This is a genomic window from Leisingera sp. ANG59, assembly GCF_013317235.1.
Classification (GTDB): domain Bacteria; phylum Pseudomonadota; class Alphaproteobacteria; order Rhodobacterales; family Rhodobacteraceae; genus Leisingera.
Window position 1 is genome coordinate 17,790 of record NZ_WLCM01000021.1, and the last position, 24,199, is coordinate 41,988.

The following is a 24,199-nucleotide window of genomic DNA, read 5'->3' on the forward strand; positions in this document are numbered from 1 at the left end:
CGCCCTCAGACTTGCAGCACGCTGGAAACCAGCAGCTGGGTATAGCTGTGCTGGGGATCGTCCAGCACCTGGTCGGTCAGCCCGCTCTCAACGACATGACCATCCTTCATCACCATCAGCCGGTCGGCCAGCAGCCGCACCACGGCCAGATCATGGGTTACTATAATGGCGCTTAGCCCCATCTCGCGCACCAGACCACGCAGCAGGTCCAGAAGCCGCGCCTGGACAGAGACATCCAGCCCGCCGGTCGGTTCGTCCATGAAGACCAGCCGCGGGCCGGTTACAAGATTGCGGGCGATCTGCAGCCGCTGCTGCATGCCGCCGGAGAAGGCCGAGGGGCGGTCATCGATGCGGCTGTCGGCGATCTCGACCCGGCGCAGCCAGTCGGCGGCGCGTTCGCGGATCGATCCATAGTGCCGGTCGCCCACCGCCATCAGCCGTTCTCCGATGTTGCCGCCGGCCGAAACCGACATCCGCAGCCCGTCGCGGGCGTGCTGGTGGACGAAAGCCCAATCGGTCCTGCCCAGCATCCGCCGTTCCGGCTCCGGCATGGTTACGGTGTCGACCGGCCCGTCGGTGCGGGTGTCAAAGATCACCTCGCCCCGGTCCGGTGTCAGATGGCCCGCAAGACTGTTCAGCAGGGTCGACTTGCCTGACCCGCTCTCGCCCACGATCCCCATCACCTCGCCGGGGTACAGGTCAAAGCTCACATCGGTGCAGCCGATCCGCGCGCCGTAGAGCTTGGCCACGTTCCTCACTTGCAGCAAAGGGGTCATCACGCTGCCTCCTCCCCCAAACGGCCGGTATGGCCTGCGTCGCGCCGGGAACGGCAGTAATCGGTGTCCGAGCAGACAAACATCCGGTTGCCCGCGTCATCCAGGATCACCTCGTCCAGATAGCTGTCCTCCGCCCCGCAGAGATCGCACGGATGATCTGCCTTGCTGGCTTCAAACGGGTAATCCTCGAAATCCAGCGACACGACCTGTGTATGGGGCGGCACCGCATAGATCCGCTGCTCCCGGCCGGCACCGAACAGCTGGATCGCCGCCATTTCCATCTTCGGGTTGTCGAACTTCGGGATCGGAGACGGGTCCATGACATAGCGCCCCTCCACCTTCACCGGATAGGCATAGGCGGTGGCAATTGCGCCGTGCTGCGAGATGTCCTCATAAAGTTTCACGTGCATCAGCCCGTATTCCTGTAAGCTATGCATTTTGCGGGTCTCAGTCTCACGCGGTTCCAGAAAGCGCAGCGGCTCCGGGATCGGCACTTGGTAGACCAGGATCTGGTCCTCGGTCAGCTCCGCCTCGGGGATCCGGTGGCGGGTCTGGATGATGCTGGCTTTTGCCGTTTCCTCGGTGGTTGCAACGCCCGCCGTCTTTTCAAAGAACTTGCGGATCGAGACCGCGTTTGTGGTGTCATCGGCGCCCTGATCGATCACTTTCAGCGTGTCGTCCGGCGTCAGCGCCGCGGCTGAGACCTGCACGCCGCCGGTGCCCCAGCCATAAGGCATCGGCATCTCCCGGCTGGCAAAGGGCACCTGGTAGCCTGGCACCGCCAGCCCCTTGAGGATCGCCCGGCGGATCATCCGCTTGGTCTGCTCGTCAAGGTATGCAAAGTTGTAGTCAGACATCTTGACCTCGAATTGGAAAATTGTGACCCAAACCGGATTGGAACGCAGTATTTTGATGGAAAACATTCTCGGTTATGTCTTGGCCGTTGGACTTGGCGTCCTGATTTGGGCTCTCGTGCGCATTTTTCGCACCTTGCGCGCAGGCGGCTATGACCACGCGATGCGCCGCCCGTCTGGACATAATCACACGAGTATTGACCCGGTTGATGCAAGCCTTGCGTCCCATGGCCCTGGCTCTGGCCGTCCTTGGGGCCAAGGCCACGACAGCGGAGGATTCGACGGAGGTGACGCAGGCGGCGGTGGAGGCGACTAAGCTCATTCCGCAGCCTCCTTTGCCGCCAGCGTCTCAGCCAGCTGTGCCGCTTCCCGGCGCAGTTTGCGGACCAGTTCCAGCTCGGACTGGAAGTCGACGTAATGCGGCAGCTTGATGTGCTCCAAAAAGCCGGTGGCCTGGATGTTGTCGGCGTGGCTCAGGACAAATTCCTCGTCCTGCGCGGCGGCGCCGACATTGTCCTCTCCCAGCTCCTCCCAGCGCAGCGCCCGGTCGACCAGCGCCATGGCGATGGACTTGCGCTCTGACTGGCCAAAGACCAGACCGTAGCCGCGAGTGAACTGCGGCGGCACCGTCTTGGAGCCCTTGAACTGGTTCACGGTCTCGCATTCGGTCAGCTCCACCTCGCCGATCTCGATGGCAAAGCCCAGCTCTGGGATGTCCATCTCTACCGGCACCTTGCCAATCCGCAATTCACCTACAAAGGCATGGTTGCGCGCGTAACCGCGCTGGGTCGAATACGCCATGCCCAGAATGAAGCCCTCATCGCCGCGGGTCAGCGATTGAAGCCGCACCGCGCGGTCCGCCGGAAAGGACATCGGCTCGCGGGTCAAGTCGCCTGGAACCGCGTCCGAGGCCGGCTCCCGCTCGATGATGTCCTCGCTCTGCAGGAATTCGGTGATATGCGGCGTGGCTTCTTCGCGTGGCGCGGAGACCGGCGCTTCGGGCACCTCGCCGTCGGCAGCCAGTTTGAAGTCCAGCAGGCGGTGGGTATAGTCAAACGTCGGCCCCAGCACCTGCCCCCCTGGCGCATCCTTGAAGGTCGCCGAGATCCGGCGGTCGCAGGCCATCTCTCCGGTCTCCACCGGCCGCGAATAGCCAAACCGCGGCAGGGTGCTGCGGTAGGCGCGGATCAGGAAAACGGCCTCGATCAGATCACCTCGCGCTTGCTTGATCGCCAACGCGGCGAGATCACGATCGTATAATGAGCCTTCGGCCATTACCCGGTTCACCGCCAGGCTCAATTGCTCGCGGATCTGGGCCAGCGAAAGCTCGGCCACATTCGTGTCGCCGCGGCGTTCTTCAGCCAGCCAGGCATGGGCGTTTTCAATGGCGCATTCACCACCCTTGACTGCAACATACATCGCTTAGGCCTCCACAGTGACTTGGATAGACCGCGGCAACGCGGCAATCTGAGATCCTGAGGCAAAGAAGAAGTCCACCCCCAGCGGATACAGAGCTGCGTTGGTTTGGAACGCGGCAATTTCGGGCAGCTGCATGCGAGCGGTATCTTTGACCCCAGGACCGTTCAGCACAGCGTTCGGCACATCCAGGCTGTGCATTTCGACAATCAGCGTGGCCGAACGGTCAGGATATTCAGCGGTCCCGATGCGAAAGCGGTTGAGCGGCTGCAGCTCTTGCCATCCCCCCAGGGCAACATCTGCCTGCTCAGCGGCAACGATCGGTGCGCCGGTGTGGAAGGCCAGCCAGCCGCGCAGGGCTTCGCTGTCCAGATCAGGAGCAAGATACACGCCGGTTTCCGGGTCGCACAGAGTCAGCAACAGGCTGCCTGCAGCCACCGAAACTCCGTCCGGCGGTGTTGCGCCTGTGATTTCCTGCACTTGACTGGGGCGGGCCATCGCGTTCATCGATGCGCGGAAAGCACGCGCTGCAGCGACCGGCGGATTGCTGAAGCCGCCCGTGAAAGCAGTTTTATCGGATTGCTGACCCATCAATCCTCCCCTCGCACCATGGTGAAAAATTCGACCTTGGTGGCCGCTGCCTTGGCCGCACGGGCAACTTTTTGTGCCTGTCGCGCTTCTGCCAACGGCACCAGAACAGCCTCGTTCAAGGTCCCTGCAGCGCCGGTTTGCATCAGCGCATCAATCTTGGCAGCGATCTCCGCCTTCGCTTTGCTTCTCCCCTGCACATAGCCATGGCCGATCGTGCCGTCCGCCAGGGCAAGAGCGCATCGGGTGACGGTCATTTCCCCCAAATTGAAAGGGGCACCAGTACAGCCCATGCGGCCGCGGACCATCACGCCACCCGCTTCGGGAGCACGGAGGAACTCAAAAGCCGGGTCTGTCCCGTAGTCCAGCCACAGCTTAGTCAGCCGGGCTTCATCAGCAGAGGACAGAAGGCTCATCCAGCCTTTGCGGTCTTCTGCAGAAAATATGGTGTTCATTTGTCTAAGCCTCTTGGCTAAGTTGTCCACATTATCTATACAACTATACAAATCATATCTGAGTCGCCTTCCCTGGCGCAATCCCAGAGTTGTGAAAGTTCCGTGACATGGCCCGCACCCCCGTCTGGAAGTCCATTGCTATCGCCCTGACCGAGGACATCGCGCAGGGCCGGTATGAAACCGGCGGCAAGCTGCCTGCCGAAACGCAACTTTCGGCGCGTTTCGGGGTGAACCGGCACACCGTGCGTCGAGCGCTGGCGGATATGGCTGAGCAGGGGCTGGTCCATCCCAGGCGCGGTGCCGGGGTTTTCGTGGCCGCAAAACCTACAGATTATCCAATCGGAAAACGGGTGCGGTTTCACCAGAATCTCTCGCGCGAAGGCCGAAGCCCTGCGAAGCAGATCCTGACACTCGAAACCCGTGCAGCTGCAGCCCGTGAGGCGAATGCGCTGCAGCTGGATCCCGGTGCAGAGGTGCATGTCTATGACGGGCTGTCACTGGCAGACGGCCTGCCTATAGCCTTGTTTCAGAGCATTTTTCCTGCGGAGCGATTTTCAGGCATTCTCGACGCCCTTCAAGAGCAAAAGTCTGTTACCGCAGCGCTGCAGCAGTTCGGAATTGACGACTACACCAGGGTTGAAACCCGGATTACAGCCAAGCTTGCCACGGCAACCCAAGCACTGCACCTCAAGATTGCGGAAGGCAGCCCGATCCTGCGCACCACTGGCATCAACGCAGATCCGGAAGGGCGGCCTGTCGAATTCGGGCGCACTTGGTTCGCGGGCGACAGGGTCACCCTGACAGTGGGTGGTGAAACCTGAGCCCCCTCACGAGTCTTTATTAAAAAAAAGCCCCCGCCAAAGGCAGGGGCTCCGTTTATCCAGATCAGATCAAGTCACTGCTGGGCGTTAAAGACGAACAGCGTTTCCCCATTGATCTGGTAGCCGTTGATCAGTTCCTTGGCCTTGTCCGAGACCAGCCATTCCTCCAGCAGCATTGCCAGGCCGTTCTTCACATGGCCATGCTTCTCCGGGTTCACCGGGATATAGGCGTACTGGTTGAACAGCACCGGATCACCGGCAAACAGCAGCTTCAGACCGCCCTTGTTGCCAAAGTTCAGCCAGCTGGCGCGGTCCGACATGATATAGGAGTCCATGCCCGCAGCGGTATTGAGCGCGGCACCCATGCCAGCGCCAACAGCGCGGTACCACTCGCCGAATCCCTCAGCATCCAGCTCTGCAGCCTTCCAGAGGCTCAGTTCCTTCTTGTGCGTACCGCTGTCGTCGCCGCGGCTGACAAATGCCGCTTCTGCCCCGGCAATCTTTTGCAGCGCATCTGCGGCATCTGCGGCGCCAGCCACTTCGGCAGCATCCGCCTTGGGTCCGATCAAAACAAAATCATTGTACATGATCTCGCGCCGGTGCGTGCCGTTGCCGCCCGCCAGAAACTTCTCCTCGGCCTTCTTGGAATGCACCAGAATCGCATCCACGTCGCCCGCCTCCCCCAGGCGGATCGCTTGGCCGGTGCCGACGACCAACAGATGGACATCCAGCCCCAGATCCTTCTTGATCTCCGGCAGCAGGATCTCTGCCAGGCCGGAATTGTGGAAGGAGGTGGTGACCGCCATCTTCATCTCGTCCGCCAGCGCAGCGGTGGCAAAGGCCATGGATGCAATGGCACCAATAATCAGACGTTTCATTCGACAATATCTCCATTCAGAAAGGCACGCCCCTGCGGCGTTTGCGGCCCGGCAAAAAACACCTCCGCCGGGCTGAATTCGTGGATGCGACCGCCCAGGACAAAAATCACCTCATCCGCCAGCCGCCTCGCCTGCCCCATGTTGTGGGTGGACATAATCAGCCGTGTGCCGCTCCCGGCGGCATGGGCCAGGATTTCTTCGATCTCGCGAGTGGCGCGCCCGTCCAATGCGGCGCAGGGCTCGTCCAGGAACAGAACCTCCGGCTCCCGTACCAGGGCCCGGGCCAGCGCCAGCTTCTGCCGCTCACCGCCCGACAGCATGGTGGCCTGGCGCTGCAGGATTCTGCCCAGGCCGACACGGGCCGCCCAGTCCGCCGCCCGCGTGCGCGCCTCGCGGCGGCCCACGCCCGTCAGCCGTAGCGGATAGGCAATGTTGTCGATCACTGTGCGGCGCATCATCACCGGGGTCTGAAACACAAACGATTGTCGCTTCTGCGCCTCTTCGAGCGGGCAGGCCCAATCCAGGCTGCCGCCGTTCATCCGCACGATGCCGTGCAGCATCTTCAACAAGGTTGTTTTGCCCGCGCCGTTAGGGCCGATAACAATCGAAGCACCCTGCCCACCCAGAGTCAGGTCGACCGGACCGACCAACACCTTGCCGCGGCGGCGAACTTGCGCGCCCTTGGCCACAAGCGGAAACATCTGCATCACCAGCGCCCCTCGCTCTCAGTACGGCCCAGCCAGTGGATCGCAAGGTTGACCGCAATCGCCAGTGCGATCAGCACAAAGCCAAGCCCCAGCGCCATAGCAAATTCACCCTTGCCGGTTTCCAAAGCAATCGCCGTGGTCAGCACCCGCGTTGCGTGGTCGATGTTGCCGCCCACCACCATGATCGCACCTACTTCGCCGATCGCGCGGCCAAAGCCTGCCAAGGCCGCGGTCAGAAGCGCCCGGCGCCCGTCCCACAATAGTGCCTGGATGCGCTGGAATTGGGTGGCGTTCATCGAGATCAAAAGATCGTGGTAGTCGCTCCACAGTTCCCTCAGCGACTGATGCGCGACCGAGGCCACCAACGGCACCACGATAATCACCTGTGCGATGATCATGGCAGTGGGGGTGAACAGCAGACCGAAGACACCGAAGGGCCCGGCACGGGACAGGAACACGTAGACCACCAGCCCCACCACCACCGGTGGCAGCCCCATCAGCGCGTTCAGCACCGCTATCGTGGCCCGGCGCATCCGGAACCGGCGCACCGCCAGAAAGGCTGCCAGCGGCAGCGCGATGGCGCAGGCAATGGCCAGCGCGGTCAGCGTCACCCGCAACGACCGCAGGGTGATCTCCACCAGATCAGCGTCCAGCGTCACCAGCAGCCAAAAGGCCTGGCTTAGTCCTGCCCACAGATCATTCATCGCGTCCTGTCACTCACCCAAGGGTCACTTACCGGCCCGGTCTAACATGGCTTCGTGCGGGTCCAAATCACAGGAGAGGACGCTGGGACAGCCAAAAACGGCAAAGCGGCTGGAAAATCATGCTGCCAATACCCATTTGACAAACAATGGCTTCCCTTAGATGCCGTCTGTTAGCGCCAAATCACCGCATTTGGCTCCGTTTCCGCTCACACGCGCTTGCGCGGATGATATGAACATGAAACAACCCCCGCCCAAAGTGTCACCCCGGACGCAACCTTGAGGATACGCCATGTTCGACCTGCAATCCATGCGGGATCAGCTCGCCAACCACTTTGATCTGGCTCCCAACCCGGCCCTGGCCGAACAGATGGCAGATGTCTACGCCCGCATGGACCGCGTGGTGAACCCAATCGAATGGGCCACTCATGCGCCGTATGTTGCAGCGATTCTGGAACTGAAGAAACAGCGCAACGCGGTGATTCTGGCGCATAACTATATGACGCCCGAAATCTATCACGGCATCTCTGATGTCGTCGGCGACAGCCTGCAGCTGGCAATCGAAGCGACCCGGGTCGAGGCTGACGTGATCGTGCAGTGCGGTGTGCATTTCATGGCCGAAACCTCCAAGATCCTGAGCCCGGAAAAGACCGTGCTGATCCCAGACATGGAGGCAGGCTGCTCTCTGGCGGAAAGCATCACCGCCAAAGGCGTCGCGGAAATGCGCCGCCGCTATCCGGGCGCGCCGGTTGTCACCTATGTGAACACCACTGCAGAGGTGAAAGCCGCCTCGGACATCTGCTGCACCTCCTCCAACGCCGCGCAGATCGTTGCGGCGATGGAAGAAGACACCATCATCATGACGCCGGACCAGTATCTGGCCCAGAACATCGCCCAGCAGGTTCCGGAAAAGAACATCGTCTGGTGGGAGGGCTCCTGCATCGTGCATGAGCAGTACACCGCCAAGGACCTGCGCGACTTCCGCGAGTGGAACCCGGGCACCCGGCTGATTGCCCACCCGGAATGTCCGCCGGACGTGGTTGCCGAGGCCGACTTCTCCGGCTCGACCAGCGGCATTGTCAAATACGTGACCGACGAGAAGCCGGAAAAGGCGCTGCTGATCACCGAATGCTCGATGGCGTCGAACATCGCCGATCAGCTGCCCGAAGTGGAGTTTGTCGGCCCCTGCAACATGTGCCCCTACATGAAGAAGATCACGCTGGAGAAAGTCCTGTGGTCTCTGCACACCATGTCCGAGCCGGTCGAAGTGGATCCCGAGGTTGCCGAAAAAGCCCGCATCGCGGTGCAGCGGATGATTGACCTTTCGCAAAAGCTGGGCATCTGATCCGTGATCGAAACCGGCCGTATCGTCATTGCCGGCGCAGGTCTTGGCGCGCTTTACGCCGCACTTGAGCTGGCGCCCCGGCCGGTCCTTGTTATCTCCCCCGAAACCTTGGGCGAGGGCGCAAGCTCGGCCTGGGCCCAAGGCGGTGTGGCCGCAGCAATGGCCAGCCATGACACGCCAGAGGCCCACGCCGCTGACACCCTGCAGGCGGGGGCCGGCACGGTGGATCCTGCGGTTGCCGCCATGGTCACGAAGGTGGCCCGCAAGCACATCATCGATCTGACCGAACTTGGCACTCCCTTTGACCGCGACGCTGATGGCAACTATGTGATGAGCCGCGAAGCTGCCCATTCCGCCGCCCGCGTGGTCCGGGTGAAGGGTGATCAGGCCGGCGGTCAGATCATGCGGACGCTGATTGCCGCGGTCCGCGCGGCGCCCTCTGTGCAGGTTCTGGAAAACACCCAGGCCGTGCGGCTGGAAACCGAGGGCAGCACAGCCACCGGCATCTGGATCACCCGCGCCGATGCTCCATCTGCTCCAGTGCTTGTCAAAGCGCCAGCTGTGCTGCTGGCGGGCGGAGGCTCCGGCGGGCTTTACGCCCACACCACCAATCCGCACCGCATCCGCGGCCAAGTGATCGGATTTGCCGCCCGCGCCGGTGCCCGCATCGCCGACCCGGAATTCGTGCAGTTCCACCCCACCGCCTTTGACATTGGCGAGGACCCGGCCCCGCTCGCCACCGAGGCTCTCCGCGGCGAAGGCGCAGTTCTTGTCAATGCGCGCGGCGAACGGTTCATGCTGGCCGCTCACCCCGACGCGGAGCTGGCTCCGCGCGACATTGTCGCCCGCGCCATCTTTGCGGAAACGCAAGCCGGGCGCCGCCCGATGCTCGACACACGCGACGCCTTGGGCGCGGAGGTCCTGACCCGTTTCCCAACCGTGGCCGAAACATGTGCACGCGCTGGGATCGACCCGGTGCAAAAGCCGATCCCGGTTGCTGTCGCTGCCCATTACCACATGGGCGGGGTAGAGGCAGACATGAATGGCCGCACCAGCCTGGCCAGGCTCTGGGTGTGCGGCGAGGCATCCTCGACCGGTCTGCACGGCGCCAACCGTCTCGCCTCCAACGGGCTGCTGGAGGCGCTGGTCTATGCCCGCAATGCCGCGCAGGACATGGCATCATTGGCTGCCCCTTCAGACGCCGGAGCCGTTCTGCCAAGCTTTCCGGAAGGCGGACAGGAACTGGACCGGGCAGCGTTGAATGACTTGCGCCAAACCATGACCGCCCACGCTGGCGTCCGCCGCACTGCCACCGGCCTGAAACATGCCCTCGCCGCAATTGCCCGGCTTGAAGCTGAACAGGCAGCGGACGAGAACTTTACCAATATGTGCGCAACCGCCACGCTGATCGCCGCCGCCGCGCTTCAGCGCGAGGAAAGCCGCGGCGGTCATTTCCGCGACGATTTCCCTGACGCTGATCCCGCGCAGGCCCACCGCACCCGCATCACCCTGGACGAGGCCCTGGCGATCCGAACCAAGGCTGTGAAGGAACTGACATGAGTACTCAATTCGCCACTCTGCCTGACTTGATTCTGGAACCGATGGTTCGCGCCGCGCTGATGGAGGACTTGGGCCAGAACGGCGATATCACTACCCGCGCGGTTATCCCGGCCTCCGCAACCTATTCAGCCCGGCTGAATACCCGCGAGGACGGTGTGGTCTCCGGCATGCAGATCGCCCGCATCGCTTTTCACCTGGTGGACGCCGGCCTGAAGATCGAAACCCTGCTGGCCGACGGCTCGCCATGCAAAAAGGGCGACACCCTGATGACCATCGAAGGCTCTGCTGCCTCGATCCTGTCGGGCGAGCGCGTTGCGCTGAACTTTGCCGGCCGCCTCACCGGCATCGCCACCCTGACCGCCGCCTTTGCTGCCGAGACACGCGGCACAGGCACACGTATCACCTGCACCCGCAAGACCACTCCTGGCCTGCGCATTGCCGAGAAGCAGGCCGTGCTGCACGGCGGCGGCTACAACCACCGATTCGGCCTGTCGGACGCAATCCTGATCAAGGACAACCACATCGCTGCCGCCGGCGGGGTCAAGGCGGTGCTGGAAGCCGCCAAGGCCAGCGTCAGCCACATGATGAAGGTGGAAATCGAGGTCGACACCCTGGACCAGCTCGCTGAAGTGATTGCCACCGGCGGCGCCGATGTTGTGCTGCTCGACAACATGGATACACCCACCCTCGCCAAGGCCGTGGAGATGGCCAAAGGCCATGTCGTTACCGAAGCCTCCGGCAACATGCGGCTTGAGCGCATAGCCGAGGTGGCGGCAACCGGGGTCGACTACATTTCTTCCGGCGCGCTCACCCATTCGGCGCGAACGCTGGATCTGGGCCTCGACTTCTGAACATCGGGCGTGCGGCGCTCAATTCAGCACCGCGCGCTTGGACAGAGCTGTCAGCGTGCCGCCTACAGCACCCCTCGGGGCACAGTCTCCCGCCATTCCTTGGTTACCGCCACTTCTTTTTCCGCGCCTTCATAAGCCGTGACCTTGCGCCAGAGATAAAAATTCTCGCGGTCGCAGGTCACCTTGTTCTCCGTATCGATCGAGACCTGCCAGCCGCCGCGCTCGAATTCAAAGGTCCAATCGCTGGCAAAAGCTGCGGTTGCTGGATCGTCCGGATGCACTTCGTAGTGCATCGCCACATGACTGCCCACGCACATGCCGTGGTAGGGGTCCACAGCCTTCCCGTAGTCGTCAAAAGTGTCGAGCACCAATGCGCCGTCCTCGCGGGTCCACGTCTTGGAGCGGCCGCTGGCGTTGCGCAGTTGCTCAGCCTTCAGTACCGGATAATCCCGCGGCGCGCCTGGGTTCTGCGGCAGGATCTCTTCGGACACGAAACGTTCCGGCAACACCAGTGAGCTATCCTCCAGATGCAGCATCACCTCGGCTGCTTCTGGCGAGGGCCAAACAATAGGCCAGTAAGACGTAGACAATGCCAGCCGCAACACATGACCAGGCTTCAAGCGGTGCGCGCATTCATTCAGTTCAATCTCCGCTTCATAGCGCTCGCCCGGCACCAGTTTCTCAGGAGCCTCGAAGCCATTGCGGCATGTGAGGTTCAGGGGCCGGTATGTGATCCGCTGTGAAACGCCTTCCGGCGAGACATCGCAAACCCGTGCCACCAGCTGAGCCACTGGTTTATCTACGCTGAACGCCACCTTCACCCGCGGCCGGCCCAGCAGTTCCAGCGGTTCGGCCAAAGGCGCGGTCTCAAAGCAAGCCGACAGCCTGTCATCCTCCGCCTGATCGCCCGCCAGTTCATTGTCGTACCGCATGCCCGGGCAGAAGTATCCCCCGGCCCGGCCCAAGGTCGCCGGGCTGCTGATGGCCAGCGTTCCGGCCACGGGCTGGTCTCCTAGAGTTCCCTGCCCCAGAAACATCACCCGGTCCCGCACATTTGGCGAAGGCCACTTCGCCTCAGCCACCCAACGGCCTTGGCGCGGCTTGTTCTGCATGGTGGGGTTGAAATGCTCTTGCATGAAAATACGGTAATCCGGCAAATCTTCGGCACCGGTTTCCTCGCCCTTCAGCCACTTGCCGAACCAGCGCAGCACCTCGCCATGGAAATCGGCAGGATCCAGCTTTGCGATGTGGGCATAGCGGTGCTCCCACGGGCCAATCATAGCTTTGGCAGGCGCGGTCAGATTGGCCGCAAGCGCGGAAGGCGCATTCACATAGGCATCGGCCCAGCCTGTGATCGCCAGCACTGGCGCCTGAATTGCGGGCCAGTCTTCGCAAACCGATCCGTGCTTCCAGAAATCCCCGCGGACTTGCCGGCGCAGCCACTCGGCAGCCATGAACGGCATTTCCTCAATCCGCTTAATCCAGTCTTCCCTCCAATCCGCGCGATGCACCGGGTCGGCGGGGCGCGACTGATAGGCAAACATCTGGCTGCCCCAATTGGCATTATCGCTCAGCAGGCAGCCGCCCATATAGTGGATGTCATCGGCGTACCGGTCCACGGTCGAGGCTACCGACATCACCGCCTTCAGCGCCGGCGGGCGGCGGAAGGCCAGCTGCAGCCCGTTGAAGCCGCCCCAGCTGATTCCGATCATGCCAATGTTGCCATTGCACCAGTTCTGCGCGGCCATCCATTCGAGCACAGCTTCGCCGTCGCTCAGCTCCTGATTTGAGTATTCGTCATCGAACACCCCTTCACTGTCACCCGTGCCTGCAATGTCTACCCGCAGGCAGGCGTAACCTTCGGCGGCAAAGACCGTATGCGTAGTCTCATCCCGTGGCGCAGTACCGTCACGTTTGCGGTAGGGGAGGTATTCCAAGATTGCAGGAAACGGTCCCTCGCCTTCAGGCAGCCACATGCGTGCCGCCAGCCTGCGCCCATCGGGCAGGGATATCCAAGTGTTTTCGATGATGCTGTATGCACCGGGCATAGGCTTTTCCTCTGACTGCTGTTTGCGTCCGCCTTCACCCGCACCTTCGCCAAATCCGCGCCCGCGGCAAAGTGAGCGTTTCTGCGCGGATGTAAGCGAGTTTACGCGTGTTCAGGTATTACTTGCGCAAGTCAGGGCAACTGCTTCGGAAGTTTTGGTGCAGATTTCTTTAGTGAAAGCTCCGAATCTGAAAACTTCCACGGCCCGCGCACGCCCGGCACACCCTCCGGCGCGATCTGCATACCCCTATGCCTGAGTTGCGGATCATCAAAAGCCTGGCCGATGGTGTTAATTGGCCCGGCCGGCACAGTTGCCGCCTCCAGTGCCGCCAGAAGATCCGCTTGCGTCCATTCGGCCAGCACCGTTTCAAGGGCGGCAGTCAGATCCTTGCGGTTTGCCACCCGCAGCTGATTGGTCAGAAACCGTGCATCGGATTTCGTGTCAGCCAATCCAAGGACGTCACAAAGCCTTTGAAACTGGCCGTCATTCCCGACCGCCAGAATCACATGGCCGTCCTTGACCATCATCACCTGGTAAGGCGCTATATTGGGGTGGTCGTTGCCCAGCCGCACTGGGCTTTCCCCGGTCGCCAAATAGTTCATCGCCTGATTTGCCAGCAGCGCCGTCGCGCAATCCATTAATGACATATCCAAATGCTGGCCCCGCCCCGTTGTATGGCGCTGTTCCACCGCCGCCAGAATTCCGATGGTCCCATAGAGCCCTGTTACGATATCAGTAATCGCAACCCCCACTTTCTGGGGCTGGCCATCCTGTGCGCCGGTAATCGACATCAGCCCGGACATTCCCTGCAGCAGGAAATCATAACCGGCACGCGACGCATTAGGCCCGTCCTGCCCAAAACCTGTAACCGAACAATAAATCAGCCGCGGATTGATCTTGGACAGCGTCTCGTAATCGAGCCCGTATTTTTTCAGCCCGCCGACCTTGAAGTTTTCAATCAGGATATCGGCATCCTGGATCAGCCGGACCACTGTCTGTCTGCCCGCTTCAGTGCGGAAATCAGCGGTAACACAGTCCTTGCCTCGGTTGGCCGCATAGTAGTAAGCGGCTGACCTGTCACCGTCCCGCTCGATGAAAGGGGGACCCCACTTGCGGGTGTCATCGCCATCGGGGCTTTCCACCTTTATCACCTCGGCGCCCAGGTCCGCCAAGGACTGACCAATCCAAGGCCCGGCCAGAATACGGGCAATTTCGACCACTTTCAGGCCTGCAAGCGGGGTCATAGGCGCTCCTTTCTATCGGAAACAGTTTTCTTCCCGTCTTGCTTAACCCCTGCCGCGCCTTCCGGCAAGATTTGATCAAATTACACCTTTCAGGACACAGTGATCTCAATTCTGAAATAGACCCGGTCTAGCTACGCTCCGCATTTCGAAATTTATTGTAGCCCTCAAACCGCCAACATGTTAGCGATAACGAAACTTAATCCGCCCTATGCCAGCAGAGGGAATTGAATTGCCGCGCCCTTGGCGGCACAATGCTCTGGCCTTGCGGCCCCAATGGAACAGCGATGTAATATCAATGGTTTCCCGCGTCATTCCTGTTGACCCCTTCGACCTCGTGCTGTTTGGCGCGACCGGTGACCTGGCCCGCCGCAAGATCCTGCCTGCCCTGTTCCACCGCTTTCAAATCGGCCAATTCAGCACAGGTTGCCGTATTATCGGCACCTCGCGAAGCGAACTGACTGCAGAAGAGTTCCGCAGCCAGACTGCAGACGCGATCCACGAATTCGGCCAGGATGTAGAGACCACCCCCCAGGAGGTCGCCGCTTTCACCGCGCTGCTGGACTATGCCGCGGTTGATGCCCGCGGCGATACGGGCTGGGACGAAATCCGCGGGAAACTGCGCGACGATACGGTGCGCGCCTTTTACTTGTCAGTCGGGCCCTCCCTGTTTACAGACATTGCCCGCCGCCTCAGCGAGACCGGCATTGCTACGCCCGAGAGCCGCATTGTTCTGGAAAAGCCCTTCGGCCATGACCTCGTCTCAGCCCAAGCTTTGAACGCCGCTCTGCGGGAGCATTTCGAGGAACAGCAGATCTACAGGATCGACCACTACTTGGGCAAGGAGACGGTGCAGAACCTGATGGCCCTGCGCTTTGCTAACTCTCTTTTTGAGCCGCTCTGGAACTCCTCTCATATCGATCATGTGCAAATCACCGTGGCCGAAAGTATCGGCGTCGAAGGGCGCGGCGAGTATTATGATAAGTCCGGCGCCATGCGGGACATGGTGCAGAATCACTTGATGCAGCTTCTGTGCCTGACAGCAATGGAGCCGCCCGCGCAGTTTACGCCCAATTCGGTGCGGGACGAGAAGGTCAAGGTGATCGAGGCGTTGCGCCCGGTGCCGCAGGCCAGCATTGCCCGCGGCCAATACCGTGGCAGGAACAGCGGCCAGAACAGCGACAGCTATCGCGATCATGCCGGGAATGCCGCCAGCCGAACCGAAAGCTACATTGCTCTCAAGGTTGAGGTAGCGAACTGGCGATGGGCCGGCACGCCCTTTTACTTGCGCACGGGCAAGCGCCTGCGCGAGCGGGTAAGTGAGATCGCCGTCTACTTCCGAGACCCGCCGCACAACATTTTCGAAGGCTCAGGACCGGTGCACGGAAACGTGCTGGTGATCCGGCTGCAGCCGGATGAAGGCATCACACTGAAAACCACCATCAAGGATCCGGGCCCCGGGGGCATGCGGCTGACGGGCGCCAACCTGGACATGACCTTTGCCGATGAACTGGCCGAATCCGGGCGCCCCCAGGACGCTTATGAGCGGCTGATCATGGATGTCATCCGCGGCAACCAGACGCTGTTCATGCGTGGAGACGAAGTCGAGGCCGCCTGGGCTTGGGCAGATCCGATCATTGCCGGCTGGCAGGACGCGGGCGACTCCCCGCAGCCATATGACAGCGGCAGTTCCGGCCCCGATGACTCCCTTCTTCTGATCCATCGCGACGGCCGTCGCTGGCGCAGCATCGGAGCATAAGATGGCTACCTTCACTTCCGCCCTCGCAGATTACAGCAAAGGCACGACATGACCCTGAATTCCACACTGGCAGCCGTCACGGAGCGCATTGTCCTCCGAAGCGAGGCGACCCGTATCGCCTACCTGGAGCGGATGCACGCCGCAAAGAGCAAAGGCCCGGCCCGGGCCCATCTCAGCTGCTCCGGTCAGGCTCATGCCTATGCAGCGACCGGCACAGACCAGCAGTCGCTGGCGGAGGGCAGCAAGGGGCACCTAGGGATTGTCACTGCCTATAACGACATGCTTTCGGCGCATCAGCCGTTTGAGACTTATCCTGCACTGATCCGCGACACGCTACGCAAGTCCGGCGGTACCGCACAAGTTGCAGGCGGCGTGCCTGCAATGTGCGACGGGGTCACCCAGGGAGAGGCTGGCATGGAGCTGAGCCTGTTTTCCCGAGACACCATCGCCATGGCCACGGGCGTCGCGCTCAGCCACAACGTGTTCGACGCGGCGGTGTTTCTCGGCGTCTGCGATAAGATTGTTCCCGGTCTGGTGATCGGTGCCCAGGCCTTTGGCCATATCCCGGCGGTTTTCCTGCCTGCAGGCCCGATGACCAGTGGCCTGGCTAATGACGAAAAGGCGCAGATCCGCCAGAAATTTGCCGCTGGTGAAATTTCCCGCGAGGATCTGCTGAAGGCAGAAATGGCGGCTTACCACGGCCCCGGCACCTGTACCTTTTATGGCACCGCCAACACAAATCAGATGCTTATGGAGTTCATGGGGCTGCACCTGCCTGGTTCCTCGTTTGTTAACCCCGGCACCCCGCTGCGCAAGGCGCTGACCGTCGAGGGAGCCAAGCGTGCACTTACGCTCAGTGCGCTCGGCAACAACTACACGCCTGTGTGCGATGTGCTGGACGAAAAGGCCTATGCCAACGGTATCGTCGGGCTGATGGCAACCGGTGGTTCTACCAACCTGCTGATCCACCTCATTGCCATGGCACGGGCGGGCGGTATCCTTTTGGATTGGCAGGATTTTGCGGATATGTCTGAGGCGGTTCCACTGCTGGCCAAGGTCTATCCCAACGGCTTGGCAGACGTGAACCATTTTCACGCGGCTGGCGGCCTAGGCTATATGATTGGCGAGTTGCTGAAGGCGGGGCTTTTGCATCCGGACACCAGGACAGTCGCGGGTGAAGGGCTGGAGCATTACACGCAGGAGCCGTTCCTTTCGGATGACGGCCTGACCTTCCGTCCCGGGCCTGGACAAAGCCTGAATGACGCAGTGCTGCGCCCGGCGGATGCGCCCTTCCAGAAGACCGGCGGGCTGAAGCGGCTGACAGGAAATCTGGGCACGTCTGTCATCAAAGTCTCGGCAGTCGCGAATGAGCACCGGGTGGTCGAAGCCCCAGCTAGGGTCTTTCACGACCAGGAAGAGGCCAAGGCCGCCTTCAAGGCGGGCGAATTGACCGGCGACGTGATCGTTGTGGTCCGCTTCCAAGGGCCGAAGGCCAACGGCATGCCCGAACTGCACAGCCTGACGCCGTTCCTCGGCATCCTGCAAGGCCGCGGCCAGAAAGTGGCTCTAGTCACCGATGGGCGGATGTCTGGGGCTTCCGGCAAGATCCCGGCGGCGATCCATGTGGTGCCCGAGGCGCTTGACGGCGGCCCTATTGCCAGAATCCAGGACGGCGACCTTTTGCGGCTCGATGCAGTCAATGGCACCCTGGAAATACTGACTGAGTCTGTGATGGACCGCGCTCCCGCCACTGCCGATCTCAGCGCCTATCAGCACGGCACCGGCCGCGAGCTGTTTTCCCTATTCCGCCGTTCGGTTGCCTCAGCCGATGAAGGCGCCAGCGTATTTGGAGTATAGGCCATGCGGATTACCCCTCAGGACGCCAGCCTGCGCACCTGTGAGATTTGCACCCTGGCGCCGGTGATGCCGGTGCTGGTTGTGGAGGATGCGGCCAATGCCCGCCCCCTGGCCGAGGCGCTGGTGTCAGGCGGGCTGTCTGCCTTGGAAGTCACCCTGCGCACCGGTGCGGCGCTGGACGTGATCCGCGAGATGGCACAGGTGAAAGGCGGAGTTGTCGGGGCCGGCACGCTGATCACCCCCAAGGACGCCGAAGCCGCCAAAGAGGCAGGCGCGCAGTTCGGCGTCTCCCCTGGTGCCACCGACTATTTGCTGGACGCCTGTGAAGCCATCGGCCTGCCACTCCTGCCCGGTGCCGCTACCGCGACTGAGGCAATGCGGCTCCTGGCCCGAGGCTACGGCATGCTGAAATTTTTCCCGGCCGAGGCCTCCGGCGGCGCCCCCGCGCTCAAGGCAATCGGCGCGCCACTACCGCAAATTTCCTTCTGCCCCACAGGCGGCATCAGCCCGGAAAACGCCGAAACCTACCTCAAGCTGGGAAATGTGGTCTGCACAGGCGGCAGCTGGGTTGCCCCCGAGGATCTGGTCCAGTCTGGCAACTGGAGCGCAATTGAGGACCTGGCCCACAAGGCCAGCACCTTGGGCAAGCGCTGATCGCGGCTCATTTCTGCCCATGGCGGGCAGTTGGCAGCGCAACGCCAGCAGTTGCTTTACCGGACCGCTGATTCCATGTTTCCCGCAAGCACCGGGAACCAAAGGAACTACCTCATGGCAGAGGCCTCAACATCCCGCCCCGCCCTTCGGGTCGATATTGTGTCAGACGTCGTCTGCCCTTGGTGTGCTGTGGGCTATAACCAGCTTGCCTTTGCTGCCCGCCGCGCCGGCGTTGCACTGGATATCCGCTGGCAACCGTTTGACCTGAACCCGGATATGGCGGCTGACGGCGAAGATCTGAGGGAACATCTCGCAGCGAAGTACGGCAGCACAGCAGAGCAATCGGCACAAGTGCGGACGCAGCTGACAGAATTGGGTGAAGCCCTAGGCTTCACCTTCCGTTTTTTTACCGCATGCGAATCTACAATACCTACCAGGCGCATCAGATGATCGAGTGGGCTGATGAGCGCGGCAAGGGCCACGAGATGAAAGAGGCGCTGCTTAGCGCACACTTCACCGATGGCAGGAACGTCTCGGACCCGGATGTGCTGGTGGAGGCCGCCGAAGACATCGGTCTGGCCGGTGCCGAGGCCCGTACGGCGCTCGAAGACGGCTCCCATGCTGATAGTGTCCGCCAGCGCGAAGCATTCTGGACGGGCCAAGGCATTCGTGGAGTTCCCGCCATGATCTTCAATGGCCGCCACCTAGTGACCGGCGCGCAGGGCATAGAAAATTACACCAGTATCCTGGAGCAGCTTGGATACTCCCGAAACTCTTTCACTTGACCGCGGCACCCGCGAGACTAGTAACTACACTTCGGGCAAACACTGGGTGATGGCGGTTTCCAGCTTGTCCACCACCTCGGTGATCTGCTCATCGGTGATGATGAAGGGCGGCGCCAGCAGGATGTGGTCGCCGTTCTGGCCGTCACGGGTGCCCGACATCGGGTAGCAGATCAGCCCGGCCTGGAAGGCTGCCTTCTTGATCCGCCCGGCCAGCCCCAGGGCCGGGTCAAACGGCTCCTTGGTGTCCCGGTCGGCCACCAGCTCCACCCCGCGGAACAGCCCGCGGCCGCGGATGTCGCCCACGTTGGGATGCTGGCCGAAACGGTCCTCCAGCGCCGCCTGCAGCTTCTCCCCCATCAGAGCGCAGCGCTGCACCAGGCCGCGCTCCAGCATTGCCTTGACCACGGCAAGGCCCGCAGCGGTCGCCACCGGGTGGCCGATATAGGTGTGGCCGTGCTGGAAGAAGCCGGAGCCGTGCTCGATCGCCTCATAGATCTGGCGGGTGCAGAGCATCGCGCCGATCGGCTGGTAGCCGGCGCCCAAACCCTTGGCAATGCAGAGGATATCGGGCGCCACGCCGTCCGCCTCGCAGGCAAACAGATGCCCGGTGCGGCCCATGCCGCACATCACCTCGTCCAGGATCAGCAGCACGCCGTATTGGTCGCAGATCTCGCGGATGCGCTTGAAATAGCCCTCAACCGCCGGCACCGCACCGGAGGTGGCGCCAACCACGGGCTCCGCCATGAAGGCCATCACGGTCTCCGGGCCAAGGCGGAAGATTTCCGCCTCCAGCTCATTCGCCACCCGCTGGCCGTAGTCATAGCTGCTCTCTCCCTCGGCCCGGCCGGTGTATTCGTAGCAGGGCGAGATATGGGAGATGTCGATCAGCAGCGGCGCAAACTGGGTGCGGCGCCATTCGTTGCCGCCTGCCGCCAGCGCGCCAAGGGTGTTGCCGTGGTAGCTCTGCTTGCGGGCGATGATATGGCGGCGCTGCGGCTCGCCGCGCTCCAGGTGGTACTGGCGGGCGAGCTTGATCGCGGCCTCGGTGGCCTCCGACCCGCCGGAGACGAAATAAACCCGGTCGATGTCGCCCGGCGCGTTGGCCACCAGGAGGTCCGCCAGTTCCTCCGCCGGTTCCGAGGTGAGGAAACCGGTATGGGCAAAGGCCAGCTTGCCGGCCTGATCCTGCACCGCCTTGATCACATCGGCGTCGGAATGGCCCAGGCACGACACTGCGGCGCCGCCGGAGCCGTCGAAATAGCGCTTGCCGTCCGCGTCGATCAGATAGCAGCCGTCACCGGCAACAGCGGTGGGCAGGCTGGCTTTGGTGTGGCGGGGAAAGACATGACTCATGATCAGCACTCCTTGAGGGTATGGCCCTGGGCCTTTGCGGCCTGAACGAAGGCGGCAACCGAGGCTGCGTTATCCGCCAGCAGCCCGCCCTCCGGTGTTTCGATGTTATTCTCAAATCCGATTCGCGCATCCCCTCCGGCGGCAACCGCCGCCAGCAGGCAGGCTTGCTCATGGCGGCCAAAGGCGCAGACGGCCCAGTTGAGGTGCAGACCCGCCGCGGCGTCCCGGAAGACGGTGAGCCCCTCGGGCCGCGCCAGAACCGGCGGGTTGTACTTGCCCAGAACAAAGATCGCATCGCGCATGGCGCCCGGAACGGTGCTGTCCAGATACCAGGCGCGCAGCCGGGCGATGCAGTCCGGACCATACAGGATGTGCTGCACCTGCGTGCCTGCTTCGGCGCACAGGGCATAGGCGCGCGCGGCCAGGTCGGCGTCCCGCGCCATCTCCCGCACCGAGACAGAGGCCGCCGCAGGGCGCAGCGCCTCCAGACAGGCGAACTGGGCGGCCACATCGTAGAGGCCCGCGCTTTCCGTGGTGATCTGCACCGCCATCGCCGGCGCGCTTTCCCGCACCGCATCAAGGGCTTCGCGGTAGCGGCCCGCATCCAGCGAATGCCGCCCCTCATCGTCGCGCACATGCAGGTGCAGCGCTTGGGCGCCTGCCGCAAAACAGGCCGCTGCGGTTTCAGCCGTCTGCTGCGGCGTCACCGGCAGCTGCGCATGATCCCCGCGTCCCCGCCGGGCCCCGTTGGGGGCCACCATCAAACTGTATTCCGCCACCGGTCTCCTCCTTTGCCGCCTGACCCGCAGCGACTCGCGCCCGGGCTGCCCGCAACCTGGCCCGTCAGCACATCCGCTCTCAAGATGGCAATGTCAGAACATTTGTTCTACCCATCCGCCCCGGCGGGCTGCTGCCGTATCGTACCACCCGGCCGCCTCTGGACTTAAGCAAGCAAATGCTCTGGCCCTAACGAATTCCGCGAAACTGACGTTTCTGGTACATAATACGCCTTAAAGCCCGTGTAGGGTGCCGGGCAGCCCGATTCACTTCCAATGCCGAAAGGACATGTCATGGACGGCACGTTCAACGAAAACGATCTTTCCCGCGTGGTGGAGGCCGACAAGGCCCACATGTGGCACCACCTGTTCCAGCACAAGGCGCTGGAAAGCTCTGACCCGCGCATCATTGTCGAAGGCAAGGGCATGCGCGTCTGGGATCAGAACGGCAAGGAGTTCCTGGATGCAGTCTCCGGCGGCGTCTGGACCGTCAACGTCGGCTACGGCCGCGAGAACATCTGCAAGGCGGTTTACGACCAGCTGATGAAGGTCTGTTATTTCGCCAACTCCGCGGGCTCCATCCCCGGCGCGCTGTTTGCCGAGAAGCTGATCTCCAAGATGCCGGGCATGACCCGCGTCTACTACACCAACTCCGGATCGGAGGCCAACGAGAAGGCCTTCAAGATGATCCGCCAGATCGCCCACAAGAAATACGGCGGCAAGAAGACCAAGATCCTGTACCGCGACCGCGACTACCACGGCTCCACCCTGGCAACCATGTCGGCGGGCGGCCAGGACGAGCGCAACGCGCAGTACGGGCCCTTTGCGCCGGACTTTGTCCGCGTGCCGCACTGCATGGAATACCGCAAGCATGAGCTGGGCCTGGAGCACCTGTCCGGCCGTGAGTTCGGCATCGCAGCCGCAGACAAGATCGAGGAAGTGATCCTGCGCGAAGGCCCGGAAACCGTGGGTGCCCTGTGCCTGGAGCCCGTGACCGCAGGCGGCGGCGTGATCGAAGCGCCCGAGGGCTACTGGGAGCGCGTGCAGGAAATCTGCAAGAAGTACGACATCCTGCTGCACATCGACGAGGTGGTCTGCGGTGTCGGCCGCACCGGCAAGTGGTTCGGCTACCAGCAGTACGGCATCAAGCCGGACTTCGTGACCATGGCCAAGGGTGTTGCCTCCGGCTATGCGGCGATTGCCTGCATGGTGACCACTGAGGAAGTCTTTGCAATGTTCAAGGACGACGCGGGCGATCCGATGAACTACTTCCGCGACATCTCCACCTTCGGCGGCTGCACCGCAGGCCCCGCGGCGGCACTGGTCAACATGCAGATCATCGAGGACGAGAACCTGCTGGACAATTGCGTTGCCATGGGCGAGCGGATGCTGAACAACCTGCGCGCGCTGAAGGAAAAGCATGCCGTGATCGGCGATGTGCGCGGCAAGGGGCTGTTCCTGGGTGCCGAGCTGGTGCAGGACCGCGAGACCAAGGAGCCGGTGGACGAGAAGCTGGCGCAGCAATTGGTCGCGGAATGCGGCGCGCAGGGCGTGATCATCGGTGTCACCAACCGCTCGCTGCCGGGCCGCAACAACACCCTGTGCTTCAGCCCCGCGCTGATCGCAACCGCCAGCGACATCGACGCGATCTGCGACGCGGTCGACAAGGCCCTGACCAAGGTTTTCGGCTGACAACTTCTCCCTGTTGGACGAACAGACTGCGCCCCGGACTTCCCGGGGCGCTTTTTTTGTTTGACACAAAGGAGCTTAGACCAGACGCACCGCAATCCCGCCATCCACTGCCACCGGCGCCCCGGTCACAAAACTGGCGCGATCCGACAGCAGGAACAGCGCCGCCTGGGCGATTTCCTTCGGCGCAGCCATCCGTTTCATCGGGTGCAACCCGGCGATAAAGCTGTGGATTTCCGGATCGTCCCCTGCCATTGCGGTCTTGGTCCCGCCCGGCAGCACGGCATTCACCCGGATGCCATCCGCCGCAAGATCCGAAGCAAGCGATTGGACCAGCCCGGCCAGTCCGGCCTTTGACGCGGCATAGGCCCCCATGCCCGGCATCCCGCCGTTGCTGACGCCGACAAAGGAACCAGTAAAGACCAGCGATCCGCCGCCCCGTTTTCTCAGCGCCGGAACTTGCGCCTTGGCACAGAAAAAGGCGCCGGTCAGGTTGGCTGCAATGACCGCATTCCAATTGGCGGCGTCCATTTGCTCTACCGGCCCGGTTTCACCCATCATACCCGCGTTATTGAAGGCACCGTCCAACCCGCCGAACTCTTCGGCGGCAAGCGCCACCAGCGCCTGTGAATAGGCCTCACTGGTGACATCACCAGCCAGAAAGGCAGCCTTGCCGCCGCTTTGATTGATCTGCCCCGCAAGGGTCTCCAGTTCATCCTGCCGCCGCGCCCCCAGCACGACATTGGCCCCTTCTGCCGCAAACAGCAGCGCCGCGGCGGCACCAATGCCACTGCTGGCGCCGGTGATGATCAGTGTCTTGTTCTGAAGTTCCATCGTCATAGCCTCCGTTGATTGGATGGCTTTGACCAAAGCGCCCCGAGCTTCTCCGCTCGACCCGTTTCCTGCGCTTGCCGCTTGGGGCAGGTCATTTACCGCAAGAAACGGGTCAAACAGCTATCTGGGTCAAGGAGGCCGAAGACCCCGCCGCCAAGCGGCAGGCGCCGCGCGTCAGCGCGGCGCCTGGCCCAGCGGGAGCGGGGCAATCTTCGATTGCTTCGCGACGGGCGGGAGTACCCCGCCTGTCA

24 protein-coding genes are annotated in these 24,199 nt (G+C 62.4%); 10 read left to right on the plus strand and 14 right to left on the minus strand.

What is annotated here, in order from left to right; all coding sequences use genetic code 11:
• Nucleotides 1-5: 5 nt before the first annotated feature.
• The 6 genes from phnK to phnG are packed head-to-tail and all read right to left on the minus strand — an operon-like array spanning nucleotide 6 to nucleotide 4,089.
• Complete coding sequence (gene phnK, locus GKC28_RS17005) at nucleotides 6-776, minus strand: phosphonate C-P lyase system protein PhnK (RefSeq protein WP_174148189.1); 771 nt, start codon at nucleotides 774-776, stop codon at nucleotides 6-8.
• The gene (locus GKC28_RS17010; RefSeq protein WP_174148190.1) at nucleotides 776-1,633 is read right to left on the minus strand and encodes an alpha-D-ribose 1-methylphosphonate 5-phosphate C-P-lyase PhnJ; all 858 of its coding nucleotides are present in this window, start codon (nucleotides 1,631-1,633) and stop codon (nucleotides 776-778) included. Before GKC28_RS17010 ends, phnK begins: the two co-directional genes overlap by 1 nt.
• The gene (locus GKC28_RS17015; protein WP_174148191.1) at nucleotides 1,626-1,952 is read right to left on the minus strand and encodes a hypothetical protein; all 327 of its coding nucleotides are present in this window, start codon (nucleotides 1,950-1,952) and stop codon (nucleotides 1,626-1,628) included. The genes GKC28_RS17010 and GKC28_RS17015 overlap by 8 nt, the downstream gene beginning before the upstream one ends.
• Complete coding sequence (locus tag GKC28_RS17020; RefSeq protein ID WP_174148192.1) at nucleotides 1,949-3,049, minus strand: carbon-phosphorus lyase complex subunit PhnI; 1,101 nt, start codon at nucleotides 3,047-3,049, stop codon at nucleotides 1,949-1,951. Before GKC28_RS17020 ends, GKC28_RS17015 begins: the two co-directional genes overlap by 4 nt.
• A gap of 3 nt (nucleotides 3,050-3,052) precedes the next feature.
• Complete coding sequence (phnH, locus tag GKC28_RS17025; RefSeq protein ID WP_174148193.1) at nucleotides 3,053-3,637, minus strand: phosphonate C-P lyase system protein PhnH; 585 nt, start codon at nucleotides 3,635-3,637, stop codon at nucleotides 3,053-3,055.
• On the minus strand, nucleotides 3,637-4,089 hold the full coding sequence (gene phnG, locus GKC28_RS17030) for a phosphonate C-P lyase system protein PhnG (protein WP_174148194.1): 453 nt from the start codon (nucleotides 4,087-4,089) through the stop codon (nucleotides 3,637-3,639). Before phnG ends, phnH begins: the two co-directional genes overlap by 1 nt.
• Nucleotides 4,090-4,196: 107 nt before the next feature.
• Between phnG and phnF the strand changes: the two genes are divergently transcribed.
• Nucleotides 4,197-4,910 carry a phosphonate metabolism transcriptional regulator PhnF gene (phnF, locus tag GKC28_RS17035; protein WP_174148195.1) on the plus strand — a complete coding sequence of 238 codons (714 nt, stop codon included), beginning with the start codon at nucleotides 4,197-4,199 and terminating at the stop codon, nucleotides 4,908-4,910.
• A gap of 74 nt (nucleotides 4,911-4,984) precedes the next feature.
• Here phnF and GKC28_RS17040 read toward each other — a convergent pair whose 3' ends face one another.
• From GKC28_RS17040 to GKC28_RS17050, 3 genes are read right to left on the minus strand one after another with little or no spacing between them, the layout of a single operon-like run.
• The gene (locus tag GKC28_RS17040) at nucleotides 4,985-5,788 is read right to left on the minus strand and encodes a substrate-binding domain-containing protein (RefSeq protein WP_174148196.1); all 804 of its coding nucleotides are present in this window, start codon (nucleotides 5,786-5,788) and stop codon (nucleotides 4,985-4,987) included.
• A complete protein-coding gene (locus GKC28_RS17045; protein WP_174148197.1) occupies nucleotides 5,785-6,495 on the minus strand; it encodes an ATP-binding cassette domain-containing protein in 711 nt (236 codons plus the stop codon). Before GKC28_RS17045 ends, GKC28_RS17040 begins: the two co-directional genes overlap by 4 nt.
• Nucleotides 6,495-7,199, minus strand: coding sequence for an ABC transporter permease (locus GKC28_RS17050; protein WP_174148198.1), 705 nt, complete (start codon nucleotides 7,197-7,199; stop codon nucleotides 6,495-6,497). The genes GKC28_RS17045 and GKC28_RS17050 overlap by 1 nt, the downstream gene beginning before the upstream one ends.
• Before the next feature lie 289 nt (nucleotides 7,200-7,488).
• On the opposite strand from GKC28_RS17050, the gene nadA reads away from it, so the two are divergent.
• The 3 genes from nadA to nadC are packed head-to-tail and all read left to right on the plus strand — an operon-like array spanning nucleotide 7,489 to nucleotide 10,952.
• Complete coding sequence (gene nadA, locus GKC28_RS17055) at nucleotides 7,489-8,541, plus strand: quinolinate synthase NadA (RefSeq protein WP_174148199.1); 1,053 nt, start codon at nucleotides 7,489-7,491, stop codon at nucleotides 8,539-8,541.
• Nucleotides 8,542-8,544: 3 nt separating this feature from the next.
• A complete protein-coding gene (locus GKC28_RS17060; RefSeq protein ID WP_174148200.1) occupies nucleotides 8,545-10,101 on the plus strand; it encodes an L-aspartate oxidase in 1,557 nt (518 codons plus the stop codon).
• Entirely contained in the window at nucleotides 10,098-10,952 is an 855-nt protein-coding gene (gene nadC / locus GKC28_RS17065; RefSeq protein ID WP_174148201.1) for a carboxylating nicotinate-nucleotide diphosphorylase, read from the plus strand. Before GKC28_RS17060 ends, nadC begins: the two co-directional genes overlap by 4 nt.
• Nucleotides 10,953-11,014: 62 nt before the next feature.
• Here the strand turns inward: nadC and GKC28_RS17070 are convergent, their stop codons facing one another.
• Nucleotides 11,015-13,000 (minus strand): CocE/NonD family hydrolase, encoded by a 1,986-nt coding sequence (locus tag GKC28_RS17070; protein ID WP_174148202.1) that lies wholly within the window; start codon nucleotides 12,998-13,000, stop codon nucleotides 11,015-11,017.
• Nucleotides 13,001-13,131: 131 nt separating this feature from the next.
• On the minus strand, nucleotides 13,132-14,244 hold the full coding sequence (locus GKC28_RS17075) for a CaiB/BaiF CoA-transferase family protein (protein WP_174148203.1): 1,113 nt from the start codon (nucleotides 14,242-14,244) through the stop codon (nucleotides 13,132-13,134).
• Between the two features lie 295 nt (nucleotides 14,245-14,539).
• On the opposite strand from GKC28_RS17075, the gene zwf reads away from it, so the two are divergent.
• The 5 genes from zwf to GKC28_RS26870 all read left to right on the plus strand — a co-directional run bounded on the left by zwf (nucleotide 14,540) and on the right by GKC28_RS26870 (nucleotide 19,296).
• Nucleotides 14,540-16,000 carry a glucose-6-phosphate dehydrogenase gene (gene zwf / locus GKC28_RS17080; RefSeq protein WP_174148204.1) on the plus strand — a complete coding sequence of 487 codons (1,461 nt, stop codon included), beginning with the start codon at nucleotides 14,540-14,542 and terminating at the stop codon, nucleotides 15,998-16,000.
• A gap of 48 nt (nucleotides 16,001-16,048) precedes the next feature.
• On the plus strand, nucleotides 16,049-17,857 hold the full coding sequence (gene edd / locus GKC28_RS17085; RefSeq protein WP_174148205.1) for a phosphogluconate dehydratase: 1,809 nt from the start codon (nucleotides 16,049-16,051) through the stop codon (nucleotides 17,855-17,857).
• 3 nt (nucleotides 17,858-17,860) lie between these two features.
• Nucleotides 17,861-18,511, plus strand: a complete 651-nt coding sequence (gene eda, locus GKC28_RS17090; protein ID WP_174148206.1) for a bifunctional 4-hydroxy-2-oxoglutarate aldolase/2-dehydro-3-deoxy-phosphogluconate aldolase — start codon at nucleotides 17,861-17,863, stop codon at nucleotides 18,509-18,511.
• A gap of 114 nt (nucleotides 18,512-18,625) precedes the next feature.
• On the plus strand, nucleotides 18,626-18,961 hold the full coding sequence (locus GKC28_RS26865) for a DsbA family protein (protein WP_368041137.1): 336 nt from the start codon (nucleotides 18,626-18,628) through the stop codon (nucleotides 18,959-18,961).
• A complete protein-coding gene (locus tag GKC28_RS26870) occupies nucleotides 18,925-19,296 on the plus strand; it encodes a DsbA family protein (RefSeq protein ID WP_368041138.1) in 372 nt (123 codons plus the stop codon). Before GKC28_RS26865 ends, GKC28_RS26870 begins: the two co-directional genes overlap by 37 nt.
• 24 nt (nucleotides 19,297-19,320) lie before the next feature.
• Here GKC28_RS26870 and GKC28_RS17100 read toward each other — a convergent pair whose 3' ends face one another.
• Both GKC28_RS17100 and GKC28_RS17105 read right to left on the minus strand, forming a co-directional pair.
• Complete coding sequence (locus GKC28_RS17100; protein ID WP_174148207.1) at nucleotides 19,321-20,649, minus strand: aspartate aminotransferase family protein; 1,329 nt, start codon at nucleotides 20,647-20,649, stop codon at nucleotides 19,321-19,323.
• Nucleotides 20,650-20,651: 2 nt separating this feature from the next.
• Nucleotides 20,652-21,428, minus strand: a complete 777-nt coding sequence (locus GKC28_RS17105; RefSeq protein ID WP_368041139.1) for a 3-keto-5-aminohexanoate cleavage protein — start codon at nucleotides 21,426-21,428, stop codon at nucleotides 20,652-20,654.
• Between the two features lie 291 nt (nucleotides 21,429-21,719).
• Between GKC28_RS17105 and GKC28_RS17110 the strand changes: the two genes are divergently transcribed.
• Entirely contained in the window at nucleotides 21,720-23,117 is a 1,398-nt protein-coding gene (locus tag GKC28_RS17110) for an aspartate aminotransferase family protein (RefSeq protein ID WP_174148208.1), read from the plus strand.
• A gap of 75 nt (nucleotides 23,118-23,192) precedes the next feature.
• Here GKC28_RS17110 and GKC28_RS17115 read toward each other — a convergent pair whose 3' ends face one another.
• Complete coding sequence (locus GKC28_RS17115) at nucleotides 23,193-23,948, minus strand: SDR family oxidoreductase (RefSeq protein WP_174148209.1); 756 nt, start codon at nucleotides 23,946-23,948, stop codon at nucleotides 23,193-23,195.
• Nucleotides 23,949-24,199 lie beyond the last annotated feature (251 nt).